21 protein-coding genes are annotated in these 19,577 nt (G+C 70.0%); 4 read left to right on the top strand and 17 right to left on the bottom strand.

Annotated features, from left to right (window positions below):
• Positions 1-67: 67 nt before the first annotated feature.
• The 7 genes from AB0H54_RS27290 to AB0H54_RS27260 all read right to left on the bottom strand — a co-directional run bounded on the left by AB0H54_RS27290 (position 68) and on the right by AB0H54_RS27260 (position 7,187).
• Positions 68-1,381 (bottom strand): oxygenase MpaB family protein, encoded by a 1,314-nt coding sequence (locus AB0H54_RS27290; RefSeq protein ID WP_357349062.1) that lies wholly within the window; start codon positions 1,379-1,381, stop codon positions 68-70.
• 48 nt (positions 1,382-1,429) lie between these two features.
• Positions 1,430-2,299: an alpha/beta hydrolase gene (locus AB0H54_RS27285; protein ID WP_357349060.1), complete on the bottom strand. Its 870-nt coding sequence runs from the start codon at positions 2,297-2,299 to the stop codon at positions 1,430-1,432.
• A gap of 68 nt (positions 2,300-2,367) precedes the next feature.
• The gene (locus AB0H54_RS27280; protein WP_357349058.1) at positions 2,368-3,516 is read right to left on the bottom strand and encodes a thiolase family protein; all 1,149 of its coding nucleotides are present in this window, start codon (positions 3,514-3,516) and stop codon (positions 2,368-2,370) included.
• Positions 3,513-3,920, bottom strand: coding sequence for an OB-fold domain-containing protein (locus AB0H54_RS27275; protein WP_357349056.1), 408 nt, complete (start codon positions 3,918-3,920; stop codon positions 3,513-3,515). The genes AB0H54_RS27280 and AB0H54_RS27275 overlap by 4 nt, the downstream gene beginning before the upstream one ends.
• On the bottom strand, positions 3,917-5,470 hold the full coding sequence (locus AB0H54_RS27270) for an AMP-binding protein (RefSeq protein ID WP_357349054.1): 1,554 nt from the start codon (positions 5,468-5,470) through the stop codon (positions 3,917-3,919). The genes AB0H54_RS27275 and AB0H54_RS27270 overlap by 4 nt, the downstream gene beginning before the upstream one ends.
• A gap of 39 nt (positions 5,471-5,509) precedes the next feature.
• Positions 5,510-6,403: an SDR family oxidoreductase gene (locus AB0H54_RS27265; protein WP_357349052.1), complete on the bottom strand. Its 894-nt coding sequence runs from the start codon at positions 6,401-6,403 to the stop codon at positions 5,510-5,512.
• 1 nt (position 6,404) lies between these two features.
• Positions 6,405-7,187 (bottom strand): crotonase/enoyl-CoA hydratase family protein, encoded by a 783-nt coding sequence (locus AB0H54_RS27260; RefSeq protein ID WP_357349050.1) that lies wholly within the window; start codon positions 7,185-7,187, stop codon positions 6,405-6,407.
• 129 nt (positions 7,188-7,316) lie between these two features.
• Here AB0H54_RS27260 and AB0H54_RS27255 point away from each other — a divergent pair, with 129 nt between their 5' ends.
• Positions 7,317-8,024, top strand: coding sequence for a TetR/AcrR family transcriptional regulator (locus tag AB0H54_RS27255; RefSeq protein WP_357349048.1), 708 nt, complete (start codon positions 7,317-7,319; stop codon positions 8,022-8,024).
• 73 nt (positions 8,025-8,097) lie between these two features.
• On the opposite strand, the gene AB0H54_RS27250 is transcribed toward AB0H54_RS27255, so the two are convergent.
• The gene (locus AB0H54_RS27250; RefSeq protein ID WP_357349046.1) at positions 8,098-8,310 is read right to left on the bottom strand and encodes a hypothetical protein; all 213 of its coding nucleotides are present in this window, start codon (positions 8,308-8,310) and stop codon (positions 8,098-8,100) included.
• A gap of 89 nt (positions 8,311-8,399) precedes the next feature.
• Positions 8,400-8,630: a hypothetical protein gene (locus tag AB0H54_RS27245; RefSeq protein ID WP_357349044.1), complete on the bottom strand. Its 231-nt coding sequence runs from the start codon at positions 8,628-8,630 to the stop codon at positions 8,400-8,402.
• A 210-nt stretch (positions 8,631-8,840) separates the two neighbouring features.
• On the opposite strand from AB0H54_RS27245, the gene AB0H54_RS27240 reads away from it, so the two are divergent.
• Positions 8,841-9,554: a cutinase family protein gene (locus AB0H54_RS27240; protein WP_357349042.1), complete on the top strand. Its 714-nt coding sequence runs from the start codon at positions 8,841-8,843 to the stop codon at positions 9,552-9,554.
• Between the two features lie 29 nt (positions 9,555-9,583).
• Here the strand turns inward: AB0H54_RS27240 and AB0H54_RS27235 are convergent, their stop codons facing one another.
• The 7 genes from AB0H54_RS27235 to AB0H54_RS27205 all read right to left on the bottom strand — a co-directional run bounded on the left by AB0H54_RS27235 (position 9,584) and on the right by AB0H54_RS27205 (position 15,346).
• Positions 9,584-9,970, bottom strand: coding sequence for a hypothetical protein (locus AB0H54_RS27235; RefSeq protein ID WP_357349041.1), 387 nt, complete (start codon positions 9,968-9,970; stop codon positions 9,584-9,586).
• Positions 9,971-10,119: 149 nt separating this feature from the next.
• Positions 10,120-11,280, bottom strand: coding sequence for a TetR/AcrR family transcriptional regulator (locus AB0H54_RS27230; RefSeq protein WP_357349039.1), 1,161 nt, complete (start codon positions 11,278-11,280; stop codon positions 10,120-10,122).
• A 17-nt stretch (positions 11,281-11,297) separates the two neighbouring features.
• Entirely contained in the window at positions 11,298-12,443 is a 1,146-nt protein-coding gene (locus AB0H54_RS27225) for an acyl-CoA dehydrogenase family protein (protein ID WP_357349037.1), read from the bottom strand.
• Positions 12,444-12,457: 14 nt separating this feature from the next.
• The gene (locus tag AB0H54_RS27220; protein WP_357349035.1) at positions 12,458-13,288 is read right to left on the bottom strand and encodes an SDR family oxidoreductase; all 831 of its coding nucleotides are present in this window, start codon (positions 13,286-13,288) and stop codon (positions 12,458-12,460) included.
• Between the two features lie 17 nt (positions 13,289-13,305).
• A complete protein-coding gene (locus tag AB0H54_RS27215) occupies positions 13,306-13,713 on the bottom strand; it encodes a MaoC/PaaZ C-terminal domain-containing protein (RefSeq protein ID WP_357349034.1) in 408 nt (135 codons plus the stop codon).
• Positions 13,710-14,168, bottom strand: a complete 459-nt coding sequence (locus tag AB0H54_RS27210; RefSeq protein WP_357349032.1) for a MaoC family dehydratase N-terminal domain-containing protein — start codon at positions 14,166-14,168, stop codon at positions 13,710-13,712. Before AB0H54_RS27210 ends, AB0H54_RS27215 begins: the two co-directional genes overlap by 4 nt.
• Positions 14,168-15,346 (bottom strand): lipid-transfer protein, encoded by a 1,179-nt coding sequence (locus AB0H54_RS27205; RefSeq protein ID WP_357349030.1) that lies wholly within the window; start codon positions 15,344-15,346, stop codon positions 14,168-14,170. Before AB0H54_RS27205 ends, AB0H54_RS27210 begins: the two co-directional genes overlap by 1 nt.
• A 124-nt stretch (positions 15,347-15,470) precedes the next feature.
• On the opposite strand from AB0H54_RS27205, the gene AB0H54_RS27200 reads away from it, so the two are divergent.
• Positions 15,471-17,018 (top strand): long-chain-fatty-acid--CoA ligase, encoded by a 1,548-nt coding sequence (locus AB0H54_RS27200; protein WP_357349028.1) that lies wholly within the window; start codon positions 15,471-15,473, stop codon positions 17,016-17,018.
• A 138-nt stretch (positions 17,019-17,156) separates the two neighbouring features.
• Positions 17,157-18,317, top strand: a complete 1,161-nt coding sequence (locus AB0H54_RS27195; RefSeq protein WP_357349026.1) for a zinc-binding dehydrogenase — start codon at positions 17,157-17,159, stop codon at positions 18,315-18,317.
• Positions 18,318-18,352: 35 nt separating this feature from the next.
• Here AB0H54_RS27195 and AB0H54_RS27190 read toward each other — a convergent pair whose 3' ends face one another.
• A complete protein-coding gene (locus AB0H54_RS27190) occupies positions 18,353-19,540 on the bottom strand; it encodes a helix-turn-helix domain-containing protein (RefSeq protein ID WP_357349024.1) in 1,188 nt (395 codons plus the stop codon).
• Between the last annotated feature and the right edge of the window lie 37 nt (positions 19,541-19,577).

Raw genomic sequence — 19,577 nt, 5'->3', positions numbered from 1 at the left:
CCGAAGCGGCTGGACCCGCGTGTGGTCGGCGGAGAAGTCCGGGTCACCACCCGGACCGCCGCAAGCCCTAGGGTGCCCGGTAGGTCGAAGCGTCGGTGGTGAATTCGGCGTGGCCGAGCCGTGCCAGGTACCGATCGATCTTGCGCACAAGGCGAGCGTCGGCGATCGACCTCGTCGCGGGGATGCGCAGCAGCAGGCGATAGATGACCAGGCGGCAGCCCGCGTAGCCGAAGGCGACCGCCGCGCGGAGTTTGTCGGCGGCCGTCACCTCGATCCCCATGGCAGCGGCTCGTTCGGTGCTGCCGGACAGCACCGCCTGCACGAAGAAGACCTTGGCGGCGCTGCGTTCCACGCGGTCGTGCAGCCGGCTGGCGAGACCGCGATCAGGCTCGGTGTAGGCCGCCATGGTCGCGCGGACGAGCGCACCGCAGGTCGTGTCGTCGTAGGCCCGGCGCAGGGTGGCCTGCCGGGTGGCCAGAACATCGACGATCTCGCGAGGCGTGGCCGGGAGCAGATCCTCGGGCAGGCCGAGCAGATAGCAACGGTAGCGGGCGAATTCGACCTGGGCCCGTTCGGCGGGGGTGAAGTGGTCGCGGCCCCGGTCGAGGACCCGCAGGGCCAGCAGCATGGTCGGAATGAGTCCGGCGGGCATCTGATCCGATTGCGGGATCGGGATGCCGTACACCGCGGCGTCCCAGTCGCGACGCAGGATGTTGAACCGGACCATCGAATGCATGAGCCGGACCTTGGCCGCCGCCCGGAATCCGACACCGTGCCGGGCCAAAGCGCCGGGCAGGGTGGTGCAGGCGAAGAACGACGCGGTCTCCGTCATCCGCCGTCCGGCGGTCCTGGTGCCGAGTGACCCGGTGATCGCCATCGGCAGCGCCGCATAGGAATTCATGAAGGTGCCGACGAACGACCCGCGGATCAGGAACGGCATGAGGTGCGCGGTCATGTTCCGTTCGATCCGGGCGCCCTCCTCGACCAGAGCCATGTCGAGCCAGGTGGGGATCCGCTCCATCTCCGCGAGGAGCGCGATCAGCTCGGCGGGCGGATGCTCGATGCTGCCGATCCCGTCGGCGCACGCCTGGTCGAGCATCTCGACCAGGCGCCGGAAGCCGTACTCGGGCATGAGCGCCGCGTAGGCATCGGCGGCGAGATCGCCGAGCATCGTGTACGCCTCGATGGTGGCGACACGGTCGCTGTCGGCGAGCAGTCGTGGCCGCAGGGACTCCAGTTCGGCGCGGATCGCGGTCTCGGCGTCCGGCGCGTCGGTGAATCGTTCCGGGCGCCGGGTGAAGTCGATGGCGCCGTACATGCCGGGCAGCAGGAACTTCTGCTGGGCGATCCGTGCACGGATCTCGGCCGGAGCGGTGGTCATTGGGCGTGAACCTTTCGAAGGGGCGGTGGACGCCACGGGCATTCCTCGCTACAGCTCGTCGAGGAATGTCCGCAGCGCGACCGCGAAGACGTCGTTGTCGTCGCCGGCGACCATGTGCCCGGCGCCGCTGATATCGGCGACCACGGCGTGCGGGATCAGCCGGTGCAGCAGCGCGACCCCACTGTCGGTGGCGATATCGGAGGCCGTGCCGCGAATCAGCAGGGTGGGCACTGCGATACGCTGCGCCGCCCGTTCCAGCCGTCGTTGCAGCCCCTGGGCCGTCACCTCGCGGCGGACCTGGAAGAACGCCGGATCCCAGTGCCAGTACCACCGGCCGTCCGCGCCGCGGCGCACGTTCTTTCGCAGGCCGTCCGGGGTGGCGGGCGTGCGACGGTGCGGGTTGTAGGCCGAGACGGCACGGGCCACCTCGTCGAGATCACCGAATCCGTTCGGCGCACCGGTCACGAAGCGATGGACCCGGCTGACCCCGTCCGGCTCGACCTTCGGTGTGACATCGACCAGCACCAGCGCCGCCGCCAGTCCCGGATCGGCGGCCAGGGCCAGCAGGGCGGCGATCCCACCCATCGACGCACCGACCAGCACCGGTCGGCCCACACCGGTGCGCCACCGCACCTGCGCGACGACGTCGGCGAGGTCGCCGGTGAGATCGTCGAACGAGTACTCCGCTGCGGTGGACCAGTCGCTGTCGCCGTGGCCCCTGGCGTCGAAGGTCGCGACGGTATGGCCGTGGCGATGCAGGTCGGCGGCCGTGCGCCGCCACGAGTGCCGGGTCTGGCCACCGCCGTGCGCCAGCACGACCGCCGCGCGGCCCGACCCGCCCCACAGGTCGCCCGCGAGGCGGCCCGCGCCACCGGTGAAGGCGACCCCGGTGGTGTCGGCGTCCCTCGTCGCGCTCATCGCCCGGCTCCGATCACTCGCGTCGAGACGCGCGGTGCGCGGTGAGCTGCCGAATCGCGGTTCATCCGCTACTCCCCCGCCCGCAGGATGTGGACGGCGCAGACCGCGCCGAGGCCGACCATGTGCGCCAGCCCGGTGCGCGCGCCACGGTGCTGGCGGGGTCCGGCCTCGCCGCGGAGCTGGGTGGTGATCTCACCGATCTGACCGACCCCGGTGGGACCGATCGGATGCCCCGCCCCCAGCAGTCCGCCGGACGGGCTGACCGCCACCCGGCCGCCGAGGTCGAACTCACCCCGCGCCAGGGCAGCCGCGGCTTTGCCTTCCTCGACCAGCCCCATCGCTTCGACGTACTGCAGTTCTTCGATCGTGAACGCGTCGTGGAGTTCGACCACGTCCAGATCCTCCGGCTCGATCCCCGCCTGGTCGTAGGCGGAGCACACCGTCGCCCGGGTGAGTTCGGCATCGAAACTCCGTGCGCCGTAAAGTTCTTCGCTGCGCAGGACCGAGGCCAGCACCCGCACACAGCGCGAGCGGTCCAGACCGAGCGCATCGATGGCGTCGTCGGAGACGACGATCGCCGCCGCCGCGCCTTCGCCGAGCGGACAGCATTGCAGACGGGTCAGCGGACCGGCCAGCAACGGACCGGCCAGCACCTCCTCGATGGTGCGCGCCTTCGGCCGCTGCGCGTCCGGGTTCAGCGCCGCGTTGGCGTAGTTCTTCACCGCGACCGCGGCCAGCTGATCGGGCGTCGCGCCGTAGCGGTCGAGGTACTCCGAGGCCAGCAGCGCGAAGTGCGCCATCGGCGGTACATAGGCGGCCGCCGGAGTCGGAACACCGGTCGGGGCGGGTACCACACCGGCGGCCGGGAGCTTGTCGACCCCGAGGACCAGCGAGATGTCGCTCGTCCCCGCGGCCACGTCGTGGCAGGCGAGCCGGAAGGCGGTGGACCCGGACGCCGACGCGTTCTCCACCTGCGTCATCGGTACCCCGGTCACGCCGAGGTGTTTGAACAAGGGCCGCGACACCGCCATCCCGAGCATCGCGGTCGCGGTGTACACGCTGTCGACGGCGGGCCACGCGACGCCCGCGTCACCGAGCGCCGCCCGGACCGCGGTCAGCCCCAGCCGGACATAGGGTGTGTCGCCGGGCTTCTGGTAGCGATGCCTGCCGACACCGGCGACGTAGACCGGTCGCTGCTGGGCGAGCGTGATCTTCACCTGTCCCCCTGGATGATCGGCAGGAACCGCACCTCGGCGACCTGCTCGCCCCCGCGTTCGATCGGCACGGTGACCGCCCGCACGCGCGTGCCGATTCCGGCGTCGTCGGCATCGATCAGCACCGCGCGCACCATCGGTCCCTCGTCGAGCACGATCGAGGCCAGCGTGTAGGGAGCGTCGACGGAAGGATGCGGCGCGAGCTGGACCGTGGTGACGGCCGTGATCGTGCCGGTGCCCGCCAGGGCCACTCGCCGGACGAGTTCGCCGTGGTCGCCGTTGTTCTCGGAGCCGTATGGCTGGAAGGGATAGGACACGAATCCACTGGAGTCCCGCAGGCCGAACAATCGGGGCACTCCGTCGTCGTCGACGTCGTAGAGGGCGGGCTCCGCCGACACGGTGGTCATGCCGTCGCTCCCTTGTTCGCCGCGTAGTGGGCGCGCAGGACCCGTTTGAGTTTCTTGCCCATAGAGTTGGTCGGAATCTCGTCGATGAACTCGATCTCCCTGGGCCACTTGTATTTGGCGAGCTTGCCGTCGCAGTAGGCCAGGACCTCAGCGGCGGTCAGGCTCGCGCCGGGAACGGTCTGGACGAAGGCGATCGGTTGTTCGCCGTGGTCGTCATCGGGCGCCCCGATGACCGCGACATCGACCACCTGCGGGTGTGTCACGATCACGGCTTCGCTCTCGGCGGGATAGATGTTCACCCCGCCGGCGATGATCATGTCGGTGATCCGGTCGGACAGGAAGAGCACACCCTCGTCGTCGAGATAGCCGACGTCGCCGGTGTAGTAGAAGCCGTCCGCGTCGATCTCGTCCTCGGTCAGTGGTCCGCGGCCGAGGTAGCCGCTGATGACGGCGGGAGTCTTCGCGATGATCTCCCCGGCGGTGCCCGCGGGGACGGGACGCCGCGAGTCGTCGACGATGCGCACCTCGACCTGCCGGAACGGGAAGCCGGTCGCGGCGGGCTTGCGCCGCAACAGTTCCGGGGTCGCGCCCGCGATCATGCCCGCCTCGGTCGCACCGTAGACCTCGTAGACGACATCGCCGAAGGCCTCGATGGCCTGCCGCTTGAGCTGGGCGCTGAACGGCGCAGCGCCGCCGCCGAGGAATCGCAGCGTCGAGGTCTCGTAGCGGGCGCGGACCTCGGCGGGCAGTTTGAGGACGCGGTGCAGCATGGTCGGGACCGAGATCCAATGGGTCACCCCGTGTCCGGCGATCAACGCCAGTACCTCTTCGGCGTCGAAGCGCCGCTGGAAGACCACGGTGCCGCCGGTCGCGAGGGCGAACTCGGTGTAGGACGGACCGGCGCCGTGATGCATCGGCAGGTTGATCAGGGTCCGGTTGCCCGGACCGCCCGCGGCGAAGTCGAATTGCACCGAGGTCCGGTAGTCCCGGAGAACGGCCTCGTCGACATCGGTCTGAAAGCCGGCCAGCGGTGCGCCTTTGGGCGCGCCGGTGGTGCCGGAGGAATAGATGATCAGCGGCGCCAGCGACGCCGCCGCCCGGTCGCGCTCCGCGCCCTCGGCGATCAGCTCGGCCAGCAGTTCGGTGCCGTCGGCCGCGACGTCGATCGACACGATGACCTTCAGCTCCAGCGGTGCCCACGCCTCGACGACGGTGGTGGGATCCGCGTCGTCGACGACGGCGGCCGTCACCGCGCAGTCGGTGGCGATGTACAGCGTTTCCGGTGGCGAGAGCCGGTAGTTCACCGCGACGATGACCGCTTTCAACTTGGCCAGCGCCAGCGAGACGACCAGCCATTCCAGGCGGGTGTGCATCCGCACCGCGACGCGGTCGCCCTCGGACACGCCGCGCCGGGCCAGCGAGTCGGCGAGCCGGTCGGCGCGCGAATTCCAGTCGCGCCAGGTGAGTGTGCGGTCGCCCTCGGTGGCGCAGACGGCATCGAGATCAGCGGGCGCGTACGCGGGTGACGGGGTCGGCGAGTATGTGGACATGATGGCTCCTCTTCGAGCGATGCGAGCGGTCGAGCGAGGTCAGGACAGTCCGCCGCGGGCGCCGCCGCTGACGGGGATGACCTGACCGGTCACGAAATCGGACAGTGGCGAGGCGAGCCAGAAGATGGCGTCGGCGGCCTCCCGGATGGTTCCGGTGCGGCCCAGCGCGGCGCCGAACATCGGGCGTGGCGCGAACAGGTCACGCTCCTCGGTGGGGTCGAAACCCATGGCCGCGAGCGTCTTGTCGGGCACCCCGAGTGCCACCTCGCGCCCGTCCACGGTGATGGTCTGTCCGGCGGATCGCGGTGCGCCGAACCGGGTCTGGATCACGCCGAACGCGACGGCGTTGACATTGACGTTGGCCGAGCCCCATTCGGTGGCGAGCGTCTTGGTCAGGCCGATCAGGCCCGCTTTCGCCGCCGCGTAGTTGGCGGCTCCGGCCGTGCCGAAACTGGCGGCCAGGGAGGTGACATTGACGATCTTGCGGTGCCGGACGGCGCCGCCGCTCGCCTCCGCGCGACCGGCGTCGCGGAAGTAGGGCGCGGCGGCCCGGCAGATCCGGAACGGTGCCAGCAGGTGGATGTCGAGCATCGCCTGGAACTGCTCGTCGGTCATCCGGTGCACGGGGGCGTCCCAGAAGTAGCCCGCGCTGTTGACGATGATGTCGATGCCCTGGCCGAGGGCGGCCGCGGCGGCGACGAGCTTGTCCGGGACCGACGGGTCGGTGAGGTCACCGGCGAACGGCACCGCGTCGTTGCCGAGTTCGCCGGCGACCTCGCTCGCGAGATCGGCGTCGAGGTCGGCGACGACGACGCGGGCGCCGCTGGCGGCCAGCGCCTCGGCGGTCGCGCGGCCGATGCCGTTGCCCGCGCCGGTGACGATCGCGGTTCTGCCCGCGAGCAACGTGCTGGTGAGAGTCGGGGTGGTCAGCATGTCAGCGGCCTTTCCATTGCGGCGCGCGCTTGTCGATGAACGCGCGAATTCCTTCTCGGGTGTCTTCCGACTGAATCGCGGGGCCGGCGAACTCCCACTGCCGCTGCCAGGCCTCGTCGTCGGACCACTCGTAGCTGTGCTCGACGATCGCCTTGCTCGCCACGACGGCCAGCGGTCCCGCCGCCACGATCTGCTCGGCCAGCTCCAGCGCGGTCGCCACGGCCTGGCCCACCGGCACCAGCCGATTGACCAGCCCCATCCGGTGGAATTCCGCGGCGGGCAACGGCTTTCCGGTCAGGGCCAGTTCCATGGCGACGTTGAACGGGATCTTGCGCGGCAGCCGGAACAGCCCGCCGCCGACCGCGACCAGCGCCCTGGCCGCCTCGGGCAGGCCCATCCGGGTCGCCTCGGTGGCGACGATCAGGTCGCACGCCAGGCACAGCTCGAAGCCACCGGCGAGCGCGTCGCCCTCCACCGCGGCGATGAGCGGTTTGGCCGGCGGCTTCGCCAGCACACCGAACCCGCCGCGGCGCGCGGACACTCCCATGTCGCCGACCGCGGCGGCCACGAGGTCCTGTCCGGCCGAGAACGTCGGTCCCGCGCCGGTGACGACCGCGACCCGGAGTGTGTCGTCGGCCTCGTAGTCGTCGATGACGGCTTCCATGGCTCGCGCGGTCGCGCCGTCGAAAGCATTGCGGCGCTGTACCCGGTCGATCGTGATCAGCAGCACCTGATCGTCGGATCGTCGCTCGGTGCGGATGACGCTGTCGGAGCCATCGGTCATGTGTCGTTCCTTCGGTGGTCGGGCGCCGTGGTCGGCGTCACAGTCGAGCCAACCATAGATACTTACTGACCGTCAAGCAAGTTTCTTCCGTGTCGAACGGTCAGCAAGTTGCCTGCTACCGTTCTCCACATGACCGGAAATCAGGGGAAGACCAGCAAGAAGCCACCCGCGAGCTCCGGAACGACGACGACCGCCGCACCCCGCCGCACCCAGCAGGAACGGACCGCGCAAGCCGAACAGGCACTGCTCGACGCCGCGGCGGCACTGTTCGCGCGGCGCGGTGTCGACCGGACTTCGCTCGCCGATGTGGGACTGGAGGCGGGCTACAGCCGCGGTCTGGTCAACCACCACTTCGGCAGCAAGGCCGCGCTCATCGATCGGCTGGCCCACGACATCCAGGCGCGGTTCGTCGCCGGGATCGTCACCAAGATGACCGAATCAGGCGACGACGCCGTCCAGACCCTGGTCGGCCTGGTCCAGGACTACCTGTCGGCGCTGGTCTCCGAACCCGACGCGGGTCGAGCCTTCTTCGTCATGTGGTCCTCCGCGATCCCGGACGAGGCGACCCTGCGGTCGATCTTCGCCGCCGACGACGCGCTGTTCCGGCTTGGCGTGGAGACCGTGGTGCGCGCGGGACAGGCCGAAGCGACCGTGGACAGCGCGCTCGACCCGGCCGCGACCGCGGTGACCCTCGTCGGCATGCTGCGCGGCGTCGGCGCGCAGTACCTCATCGCGCCGGACGCCGTCGCGCTGACGGCCGCGATCGAGGCCGGTCAGCGCTTCGTCCGGCAGAGCCTGTCCCCCACGACGCAGCGAAAACCGTCCCGCGCGAAGTGAATTCACCCTCGCCGCAACAGAACGACGCCGCCGCCCCGCAGGGCGGGGACGACGGCGTCGGATATCGGTCGGGTCAGAAGTCGGTGCTGCCCGCGGTGAGGTCGAGCAGCGCCTGACACAGGGGGTTGTGCGTCGGGCTGTCGCCGTCGGCGAAGCAGGCGCCGAACAGTACGAAGCCCAGCGGCCAGGCCAGCAGGATGCGCGCGGATCCCGATGCCGATCCGGTCGGCGAGTCGGCGACCGGCGCGATCACCGCCGGCGCGGCCTGCGCCGGTGCCAGCGTCACTCCGGCGGAGAGTGCCACCGCGACAAGGGATGTGGTGAGTATTCGGCCCATGAAGGAGTACCTCGGATCAGGTAGGGGATGTTCCGGGATCAGGCCGGGTCGGATTCGGAACTGCCGTGGCCGATCTCGTAGATCAGGGCGCAGACCGGGCCGTTCGGTTCGGCGTCGCAGAGCAGGATGTAGAGCGCGCCGAGCGGAATGGTGATCAGTGGCGCCAGCGAGGAGCCGGAATCGCCGGAACCCGACGCGGATCCGGATTCCGCGATCGGAGCGACGGGGGCTGGGGCCGCGTGCGCCGGACCCAGGGATGCGCCTAGCATGACGCCCGAAAGAGCAGTGACGGCAAGAGTTTTGGCGAGTAGATGAGTCATGGCTACCTCCTATGAATGTGCTCGCCGACACTAGTCGAGTCCCGGTATTGTGAAATACCCCAATTTTACTGTCTGTCACCGCGGGCGGCGCCGTGAGAACGTGCGCGAACCCGGTCTGTCCGGCCCCACATCGCCCCTCGGCGCAATACAGTGGGCGGCATGCGTGGACGATCCCGAATCCTGCTGCGTTCGGCGGCGACAGTCACGGCGACACTGGCGCTCACGGCCCTCCCGACCGCGGCGGCCGAGCCGTCCACGGGCCCGACCGGCTGCGCGGAGGTGCGCGTCGTCACGGTCCGGGGCACCCTCGAACCGCAGATCGGCAGCTTGCTCCTGACCCCGCTGGGCAAGCGGATCGCCCAGGAATCCGGGCGCACGACCACCGTGACCGAGCTGGAGTACCCGGCCTCGATGGCGCCGGACAGCTCCGTGCGCGGAGTCGAGAACCTGACCGCGCTGCTGAACACGACCGCCGCGGCCTGCCCGGACCAGCAGCTCGTCCTGCTCGGCTACTCGCAGGGCGCCCGCGTCATCGGCAACACCCTCGCCGCCCGCGCCGCGGTGACCGACCAGGCCGCAGCGCGGATCGACGCCATCGCCCTGTTCGGCAGCCCGCTGTTCAACGGCGCCGAACCCTACGATCGCGGCAGCTACGATCCCGCCCTGTCCGGCACCGGTGCGCTCCCCGTGGGCGCCCTCGCCGAATTCGCCGACCGCCTGCGCGACTACTGCAACGCGGGCGACCGGGTCTGCCAGGGCGGCAACCCGGCCGCCGGCTTCGGAAACGCGCTGAGCTACGGCCATTTCGCGTACTTCGTCAACGACAACCGCGACCAGGCCGCGGCCTTCGTGCACGAGCGGCTCGGCGCCTGACCTGTCGGTCGAGCGCCGGGCCGCTCGGCTCAGGGCCGGTCGATGTCGGCGAGAATGGTCTCGGGCTTGAAGATCACCTTGTAGTGATAGCGGCTCACCTCGGCGGATTCGAGCTGTTCCACGAAGTAGCTCACGTTGTCGGAGAGCCCGAGGAAGTGCTTCTTGTACTCGTCGTCACCGGTCTTACAGGTGACCTCGAGCTGGTTGTTCTCGTCCTTGATCGAGCACTTGCCCTCGATGGACAGCAGGTACTTGTCGGTGATCCCGTTGAAGAACACCACCCGGCGGTCGATCTTGAACTGGTCCGAGTCCTTGGACAGATTCTTCGACACCACATCGGCGTCGCTCGAACACCCGGTCGCGACGACGGCGCCCGCGGCCAAGGCCACCGCGGCGACGGCGATTCTCGGATTCATGTCCTACCCCCTGTTGTCCGAGCCCGGACGACGGTCCCGGACTCCTCCCCCTCGAAGATAGCCGACCGCAACACCTTTCGACCGTGCTCCGACGGTCGATCGATTCAGCTCATCGCGGACGCCCACCGCGCGGGCCGAGCGCGCCGCGGTCATCGCCCGGACGTCTGCTCCGGAAGGCCGAGGGCGGTGACGGCGATCGCGGCCAAGGGACCGCTCAGCAGTCGGACATCGGAAAACGTGCTGTCCCTGGCGATGTCGTTCATCGCCATGAGCGTGGCCTGCACGGTGACCAGGGCTTGCTCACGGGTCAGGGCGGGGCGCGCCGCGCGGCAGAGCCTGACCCATTCGCTGACGTAGTCACGCTGGGCCTGTAACAGCGGTTCCGCCTGGGCGCCGAGGCTGCGGACCTCGGTGACCAGGATGTCGACCAGGGCCGGGTGCCGCAGGGTGAAGTCGGCGTAGACCCCGGCCAGCGCGCGCAGCGCGGCGCCCTCGTCGGGCGCGGCCAGCAGCGTGTCGTCCAGGGTCACCTGGAGATAGCCGTTGGCCCGGTGCAGGGCGACGTCGAGGATCTCCAGCTTGCTGGTGAAGTGGTTGTAGACACTCGAGGTGGACAGGCCGACGGCCTCGCCGATCTCCTCCATCCCGGTGCTCGCGTAGGTCTGATCGGCGAAGATCCGCAGGGCCGCGTGCAGAATCTGTTCGCGCTTGCTGCCGCGGGCCAACCCCGCCGGTGGTGGCACCAGTGGTGGCGCGGGCACGTCCACCTCGGTATCCAGCACCGCGGCGGCGATGCCGACCAGGGTCGACCGGAATTCCTCGACGGGCAGCGTGGTGCCGTGGAAGGCCGGGCTGAGCAGCGCGGCCAGCGCCATGCGCGCGCGCAACCGCGCATCGGGGCCGACGGCGTCGCCGGTCGTCGCCACCGCGAACGCCTCGCACAACCGGTCGAGCCGGGCGACCACATCCAGGCGCTGTGGGCGCGGGAGGTGGCGTGCCTCGCGCACCCACAGCAGTGGCGCGGTGCGCCGGCCGACCGCGAAATCGGCGACCGCGTCCAGGACGTCGGGGCCGTCGAGCGTGCTCGCGAACCGGTCGAGCGTCTGCTCGATGGCGGCGCGCAGCAGGTCGTCCTTGCCGGTGAAGTGCCGGTAGAGCGCCGAGGGGCCGACACCGACCGCGGCCGCGACATCACTCATCGCGACGTTCTCGAAACCGCTGTCGGCGAACAGCGACGCGGCCGCGTCGACGATCAGTTCGCGACGGTTGGCCGGACGTTTGCGGCGCACGGCGGCGGACGGTGGGGACACCACGGGGATGCTACCGCTCAGCCCAACCGCAGTGATCGGCCGATGATCTCCTGCATGATCTCGCTCGTGCCGCCGTAGATGCGGGCGATCCGCGAATCGAGATAGGCCCGGGCGATCGGGTATTCGAGCATGTACCCGTAGCCGCCGTGCAATTGCACGCAGGCGTCGATCACCCGGCTCTGGAGTTCGGTCGCCCAGAGCTTGGCCTTGGCCGCGTCGACCGCGCTCAACCGGCCCGCGTTCAATGCGGTGATGCCGCGGTCGACGTAGGTCTGGGTGATCTCGACCTCGGTGACCAGGTCCGCGAGCCGGAACCGGGTCGCCTGGAAATCGCCGATCGCGCGCCCGAACGCCCGGCGCTCGCGCACGTAGTCGATCGTCTCGCGCAGCGCGGTGGTCGCACCGGCCATGGCCGCGACCGCGATCGACAACCGCTCCTGGGGCAGGTTGTTGCTGAGCCCGAAGAACCCCGTGCCCTCCTCGCCGAGCAGGTTGGCCACCGGAACCCGCGCGCCGGCGAAAGACAGCTCCGCGGTGTCCTGGGCGTGCATGCCGACCTTCTCCAGGTTGCGCCCACGGGTGAATCCCTCGGTGCCGCGCTCGACCACGATCAGGCTGATACCGCGGTGCGGGTGCTCGCCGGTGCGCACCGCGGTGATCACCAGATCGGCGTTGATGCCGTTGGTGATGAAGGTCTTCGCGCCGTCGAGCACATAGTGCTCGCCCTCGCGGACGGCCTTGGTGCGGATACCGGACAGGTCGGACCCGGTCCCCGGCTCGGTCATGGCGATCGCGACGATCGTCTCGCCGGTGGCGACGCCGGGCAGCCAGCGCGCCTTCTGCTCGTCGTCGGTCAGCTCGAGCAGATACGGCATGCACACGTCGGCCTGCAGTGTCGGACCGAGGACCGCGGGGGCGACATCGACCGCCGCGGCCTCCTCGATCAGGATCGCGTTGAACCGGAAGTCCCGCACCCCCGCGCCGCCGAACCGCTCGGGCACCGCCATGAACGCGCCGAGCTCGGCGATGTCGGTGAACAGCGAGCGTGGGACGATGCCCGCCCGCTCCCATTCCGGATAGCCCGGCACGACGTGCTTGGCCAGGAATTGCCGCACGCTGTCGCGGTAGGCGTCGTGCTCGGGTTCGAAGATCTCCCGGTCCATCGTGGCGTCCCCTCTCAGATGGTGTATCCGCCGCCGCAGACCAGGGTCTGGGCGCTGATGTAATCGGATTCGGGGCGGCACAGCAGATAGACGGCCCCCGCCGCCTCGGCCGGGGTGCCCGCGCGGCCGAGCGGGATCTGCTGCGACATCGCGTCGAGCAGTGCCGGGTTCACGCCGACGGCGAGTTCCCGGCCGCCCACGTCGATGGTGGCGCTGCCGTCGGCGGGCGCCTCGGTGAGGCGCGTGGTGATCAGGCCGAAGGCGACCGTGTTGACGGTGACGTTGAGCCTGCCCCATTCCTTGGCCAGGGTCTTGGTCAGCCCCGTGATGCCCGCCTTGGCCGCGGCGTAGTTGGCCTGACCGGCGTTGCCACCGAGCCCGGCGATCGAGGAGATGTTGACGACCTTGCGGCACGGCACGGTCTCCCCGGCGGCCCTGGCCCGCTTGACCTCGGTGGAGATGATCGGCTGGGCCGCGCGCAGGATCCGGAACGGTGCCTTGAGGTGGACGTCGAGGATGGCGTCCCACTGCTCGTCGGTCATCTTCTGGATGACGGTGTCCCAGGTGTAGCCCGCGTTGTTGACGATGATGTCGATGCCGCCGAACTCGTCGACCGCGGTCTGCACGAATCGGTCCGCGAAGTCGTCGTCGGTGACGCTGCCCGCGCACGCGACCGCCGAGCCGCCCGCGGCGCGGATATCGGCGACGGTCTGCTCGGCCGGGTCCTTGTCGAGGTCGTTGACGACCACGGACGCGCCGTCGGCGGCGAACTTCAGCGCGATCTCGCGCCCGATGCCGCGACCGGATCCGGTGATGATGGCAACCTTGCCGTCGAGTGTTCCCATGCTGGTGTGACTCCTGATCAGTAGGTTCCCGGCACCGCGACGACCGCGGTGCCGAGCAGGGTGGAGGTGCCGTCGGCGAGGGTGACGGCAAGGCTGAGGGTGGCGAGTCCGTCCGCGACGGCGGTGACCGTCGCGGTGCAGGTCGGCTCCGCGTGGATCGGGGTGATCGCGGTGAAGCGCACCGCGAAGGACCGGATGTCGCGCTGGGGCACCCAGCCGGTCAGCAGGCGGCCGAGGTAGGCCATGGAGAGCATGCCGTGGGCGAAGACGTCGTCGAAGCCCGCGGAGCGCGCGTTGTCGAGGTCGATGTGGATCGGATTGTGGTCACCACTGGCACCGGCGAACAACGCGAGCGTGGTGCGGGAGATGGGCGGCAGGGCCAGGGGCGGCAGCTCGGTGCCGACGGTCGGCGGCGCGGTGCTCACGCGGTCACCTCCGGGTTGCGGACGACGGCCACATTGGTGGCCTTGGCGAGAAGTTCGGTGCCACGGCGGAATTCGGTCTCCTTGGTGACGAACTCGAGGGCGCCACCGCGTTTGACGGTCACGTCCACGACGCGCTCGCTGATCTCGACGGTGTCCCCGGCGTAGGCCATGGCGACGTACTCGAAGGCCTGCTCGCCGTGCAGGACCCGGCGCAGGTCGATGTCGAGCTCGTCGAAATAACCGAAGGGCGACGGCGCTTCGAGGATGAGGCTGAAGAAGAAGGTCGGCGGGACGGGCAGGTCCGGGTGGCCCGCCGCCCGCGCGGCCTCGACATCGGTGTAGATCGGGTCGGTCTCGCCGATGACCCGCGCGAACAGCCGCAACCGGCCGCGCTCGACGTCGACGGTGAAGGTGGGCAGGGTGAGCGCCAGCGCGCGTTCGATATCGACGGCCATCAGCCGACCTTCTCGTACAGCGTGACCACGGCGGCGCCGCCGAGACCGATGTTGTGCTGTAGCGCCACGGTCACACCGTCGACCTGCCGCGCGTCGGCCTGACCGCGCAATTGCCAGGTGAGCTCGGCACATTGGGCCAGACCGGTCGCGCCGAGCGGATGCCCCTTCGACAGCAGTCCGCCCGAGGGGTTGGTGACCACGCGGCCGCCGTAGGTGTTGTCGCCGTCGCGGATGAACTTCTCCGCGGTGCCCTCGGGGGTCAACCGGAGCGCTTCGTAGCTGAGCAGTTCGTTCGCGGTGAAGCAGTCGTGCAGTTCGACCACCCGGATGTCGGCGGGATCGACGCCGGCGGCCTCGTAGACCTGGTCGGCCGCGCGCCGGGCCATGTCGTAGCCGACCAGCTTGGGCAGGTCGTCGAAGGTGTCGGGGGTATCGGTCGTCATCGCCTGCGCGGTGATGGCGACGTCGGTGCGCAGGCCGTGGCGCCGGGCGAAGTCCTCGCTGGTGATGATCGCGGCGGCCGCGCCACAGGTGGGCGGGCAGCACTGCAACCGGGTCAGCGGACCGAAGATCTGCGGCGATTCGAGCACCCGCTCGACGGTCACCGCGTCGCGGAACACGGCGAACGGATTGTTCTTCGCGTGAGCGCGCGCCTTGACCGAGATCATCGCGAAGGTCGCGGGATCGGTGCCGTACCGCTCGGCGTACGCGGCGCCAGCGCCGCCGAAAAGCTGTGCGGCGAACGGGGCTTCACTCGGTCCGTTGTGCTGATGCGCCACCGCCATGAAGTCGACGAACGGGCTCGGCCGGTCGGGCCACTTCATGGCGAGCGCGCCGCGTTCCATCTGCTCGAAGCCGAAGGCGAGCACGCAATCGGCGGCGCCGCTGGCGACGGCCTGGCGCGCCAGCCACAACGCCGACGACCCGGTCGAACAGTTGTTGTTGACATTGACCACGGGGATACCGGTCATGCCCACGCTGTAGAGCGCGCGCTGACCACTCGTCGAGTCACCGTAGACGTAGCCCGCGTAGGCCTGCTGCACCTGGTCGATACCGATTCCGGCGTCGCGCAGTGCGTTGCGGACCGCGTCCGCGGCCAGGACGTCGTAGGGCTCACTCCTGCTCGGCGTCGAGAACGGCACCATCCCGACTCCGGCGACCTGCACCCGTTGCATCACACCACCACCTAACTTGGCGAATCAATATTCACTTCATGGTTACACGACCCTTGACATTCCCTCAAGAGCGGCAACAATGTCACGTAGATCACACAGATCGGTATTCACAACAGAGGAGTTGGCCGTGCACATCACGCAATCACTGCACGCGGCGCTGCAACGCGATCCCGACCGGATCGTGACCATCTTCGGCACCCGCCGCCGCACGGTCGCCGAATCGGTCGATCGCATCGCACGGCTGGCGGGGGCACTGCGCGCGCTCGGGGTCGGGTCCGGTGATCGCGTCGGGATCTACGCCCTCAACAGCGACCGCTACCACGAACTGCTGCTGGCGGTGCCGTGGGCGGACGCAGTGGTCAACCCGGTCAACATCCGCTGGAGCGCGGCCGAGGTCGCCTACTCGCTCGTCGATTGCGGCACCGATGTCCTCGTGGTCGACGACGCCTTCGCCGGCGCCGTCGACGCGCTGCGCGCCGCGGCGCCGAACCTGCGCACGGTCGTCTTCGCCGGCGACGGTCCGACACCCGAGGGCATGCTCGCCTACGAAGACCTCATCGCCGCCACGGCGCCGATCCCCGACGCCCGGCGCGGCGGCGACGCGCTCTACGGCGTCTTCTACACCGGCGGGACAACGGGTTTCCCCAAGGGCGTGATGCTGTCGCATCGGGCCTGCCTCACCTCGGCGATGGGCAGTCTGGTCACCACCGACATGCTCACCCGCGGCGGCATGTTGCTGCACGTCGCGCCGATGTTCCACCTGGCCGACATCGCGGCGTGGAACGTCGGCAATCTGACCGGCGCCACCCACGTGATCGTGCCGTCGTTCACCCCGGCGGCCACCGTCGACGCCATCGTCACCCACCGGGTGACCGACGCGCTGCTGGTACCGACGATGATCCAGCTGCTCGTCGACTCCCCCGCCGCGGCCGACGCGGATCTGTCCAGCCTCACCCGCGTGCTCTACGGCGCCTCACCGATCTCCGAGACGGTGATGGCCAAGGCGCGGGCCGTGCTCGCGAACGCGCGATTCACCCAGGCCTACGGGATGACCGAACTCGCGCCGGTCGCCACCCTGCTCACCGCGCAGGACCACGACGATCCCGCGCTGACCAGGTCGTGCGGGCGCGCGGCGGTTCACGCCGAGGTCCGCGTCGTCGGCGAGGACGACACCGAACTGGCACGGGGTGAGATCGGCGAGATCGTCGTCCGGGGCGATCACGTGATGTCCGGTTACTGGAACCGGCCCGAGGAGACCGCGGCGGCGCTACGCGGGGGCTGGATGCACACCGGCGACGCCGGGTACATGGACGAGCGCGGCTATGTCTTCGTCGTCGACCGGCTCAAGGACATGATCGTCACCGGCGGCGAGAACGTCTATTCGGTCGAGGTCGAGAACGCGGTGGCCAAGCACCCGGCCGTCGCCCAGGTCGCGGTCATCGGCGTGCCCGATCAGGACTGGGGTGAGCGCGTGCACGCGGTGATCGTCCTGGCGCCGGGACAGACCGCGGCCGAGGCCGACATCCGGGAGTTCTGTCGCGAGCACATCGCCAACTACAAGCTGCCGCGCAGCGTGGAATTCCTTGACGCGCTACCGGTTTCCGGGGCGGGCAAAGTGCTCAAGCGCGATCTGCGCAAGCTGCACTGGCAGGACACCGACCGCGCGGTCCACTAGGGACCGGCGCCCGGAATCGGCCGGGGCGATCATCCGCCCCGGCCGACCGCCGGCGCTACGATGGCGACCGAGACGGCTCGGTATTGCCGCGAGCCACCCGGGCCCGGGGACGCCCCGGCACTCGCCTAGGAGGAACTCATGCGTGCGACGGTGGTCAGCAAAGGCGAATTCAGCGTCGAGGACCTGCCGACTCCGCGACCAGGGCCGGGCCAGATCCTCGTCACCGTGACCCGCTGCGGTATCTGCGGCTCGGACCTGCACGCCCGGACACACTGCGACGAGCTCGCCGACCTGGCCGTCGCCACCGGCTACAGCGGCTTCATGCGATCGGACCAGCGGATCGTCCTCGGACACGAGTTCACCGGCGAGATCGCCGAATACGGCCCGCGCACCCACCGGCGCTGGAAGCCGGGCACGCCGGTGGTCGCGATGCCCATCCTGCGCAACGAGCGCGAACCGCAGCTCACCGGGTTGTCCGTGAACGCGCCCGGCGGGTACGCCGAACAGGTGCTGACGCAGGAGTCGGTGACCTTCGCGGTGCCCAACGGGCTCTCCCCCGACCTCGCCGCGCTCACCGAGCCGATGGCGGTGGGTTGGCACGCCGTGCGCAAGAGCCGGATCACCAAGGGCCAGACCGCGTTCGTCATCGGCTGCGGACCGATCGGACTGGCCGTCGTCACCATGCTCAAGGCGGCGGGCGTGCGCACCGTGGTCGCCGGCGACTTCTCGGCGCGCCGCCGGGAACTGGCCCGCGCCTGCGGCGCCGATGTGGTGGTCGATCCGACCACCGAATCCGCCTGGGCGGCGGCGCCGAAGCCGCCGCGCATCGCCGGCGCCCCGGATCTGCTGAACCTGGCCTTCGATGTCATGGAACGGGTGCGCCGGATACCGAAGGTGCCGTGGTGGTACCTGTTCCGCGCGGCACACACCCTCGATCGCGGCCCGGCGGGCCCGGTCGTCTTCGAATGCGTCGGCGTGCCCGGCATCATCGACCAGATCCTCACCGACGCACCGCCGTCGACCCGCGTCGTGGTCGTGGGTGTGTGCATGCAGCAGGACACGTTCCATCCCGCCAACGCCATCAACAAGGAGATCGAACTGCGGTTCGTCCTCGGCTACGACCCCGGCGAATTCCGCGACACCCTGCACATGATCGCCGACGGGACCGTCGACCCCAGCCCGCTGATCACCGGCACCGTCGGCCTCGACGGCGTCGACGCGGCCTTCACCGCCCTGGGCTCCCCGGACCACCACGCCAAGATCCTCATCGATCCGCGCAGCGACAACGTCACGCTCTGAGCCCGGCGAGGAATCGACCGCACAGCGGGCCGAGGTCAGCGACGGAGTTGGGTCCAGGCGTGGCAGGCGGTGACCAGCTCCGCGATGCCGCCGGGTTCGGCCAGGCTGCGCCCGGTGAGTTCCTCGAGCCGGCGCAGCCGCTTGCGCACGGTGTTCGGATGGCAGTGCAGCCGCTGCGCGGTGCGGTCCGCCGAGCCCGCGGCCGACACCCACTCCCGCAGCGTGGCGAGCAGGGTCTGCTGGGTCTCGCCGGGCGCGTCCAGCAGGCCGCCGAGCACCGTCCGCGCGGTGGTGCGGGCGGCGTCGCGGCCGCCGGCCACGAGCACGTTCAGCGGGGTGTTCTCGAATTGTTCGACCGTCGGCGCGCCCGGCATGCCGTCGCGCACCAGTTCGGCGAGGCCCAGCGCCCAGGCGGTCTGCCGCAGTGACCCGAAGACCGGGCTTACGCCCACCGGACCGGTCGTGTGTCTCCGCAGCACCGCCATCGCCTGGTCGGCACGGGCCGGCTTGCGCACCGACAGCACCCCGACCGCGGTGTCGTAGCGGATCCGCCACACCATCGTCACGTCGATCGCCGCCAATGCCGACACGACCCGCGGCATCGGGTCCTGGCCGCGATCACTCACCGTGGCGATCGCCAGAAACGACCCGTCGACGGGAAGGCGTAGCGCGCGAGCGACTTCGAGCAGGGTGGCCAGCCCGGGATCCTCGGAGACCAGGACGTCGATGTAGGCCGCGCGTTCTCGCTCGCGCTGCGACATCAGGTAGTGCGCCTCCTCGCGGTAGGCGTCGACCATCGCGTCGGCGTCGAGGCCGTGGTTGCGGAACAGCGCCTGCAGCAGCTCGATGACGATCTCCGCGGGGACCGCCGGCGCCTGCGCACCGGCACGGACGACGGCGTTCGACAGCACCAGATAGCCGAGGCGATAGGCGCACAGCACGTCGGCCAGCGGCGCGTCCTGTCCGGCCCGGAGCCTGCCGGTCTCGGCGGGTGGCCCCGGCGCGTGCCCGACGCCGAGCAGACTGGACAGTCCGGCCTCGAGATTCACCCGCAATCGGGCCCGCACCTCCGCCACGGTGCCCGCCCCGCCGCCGCGATAGAACGGGATCTCGGTGAACATCCGGCCGGTGATGTGGTCGACCATCGCCGGCAACTCCCGCCGGACCCGGCCGACCACTTCGTGCACCAGCGCGGTATCCGCGGAACCGACCGAATCGAGCATTGCTGAATCCCTTTGTCGAGTGTGACGGCCGACACTG

The sequence above is a fragment of the Nocardia sp. NPDC050718 genome, assembly GCF_040654235.1.
Taxonomy (GTDB): domain Bacteria; phylum Actinomycetota; class Actinomycetes; order Mycobacteriales; family Mycobacteriaceae; genus Nocardia.
This window is presented reverse-complemented; position numbering and strand designations above follow the sequence as displayed.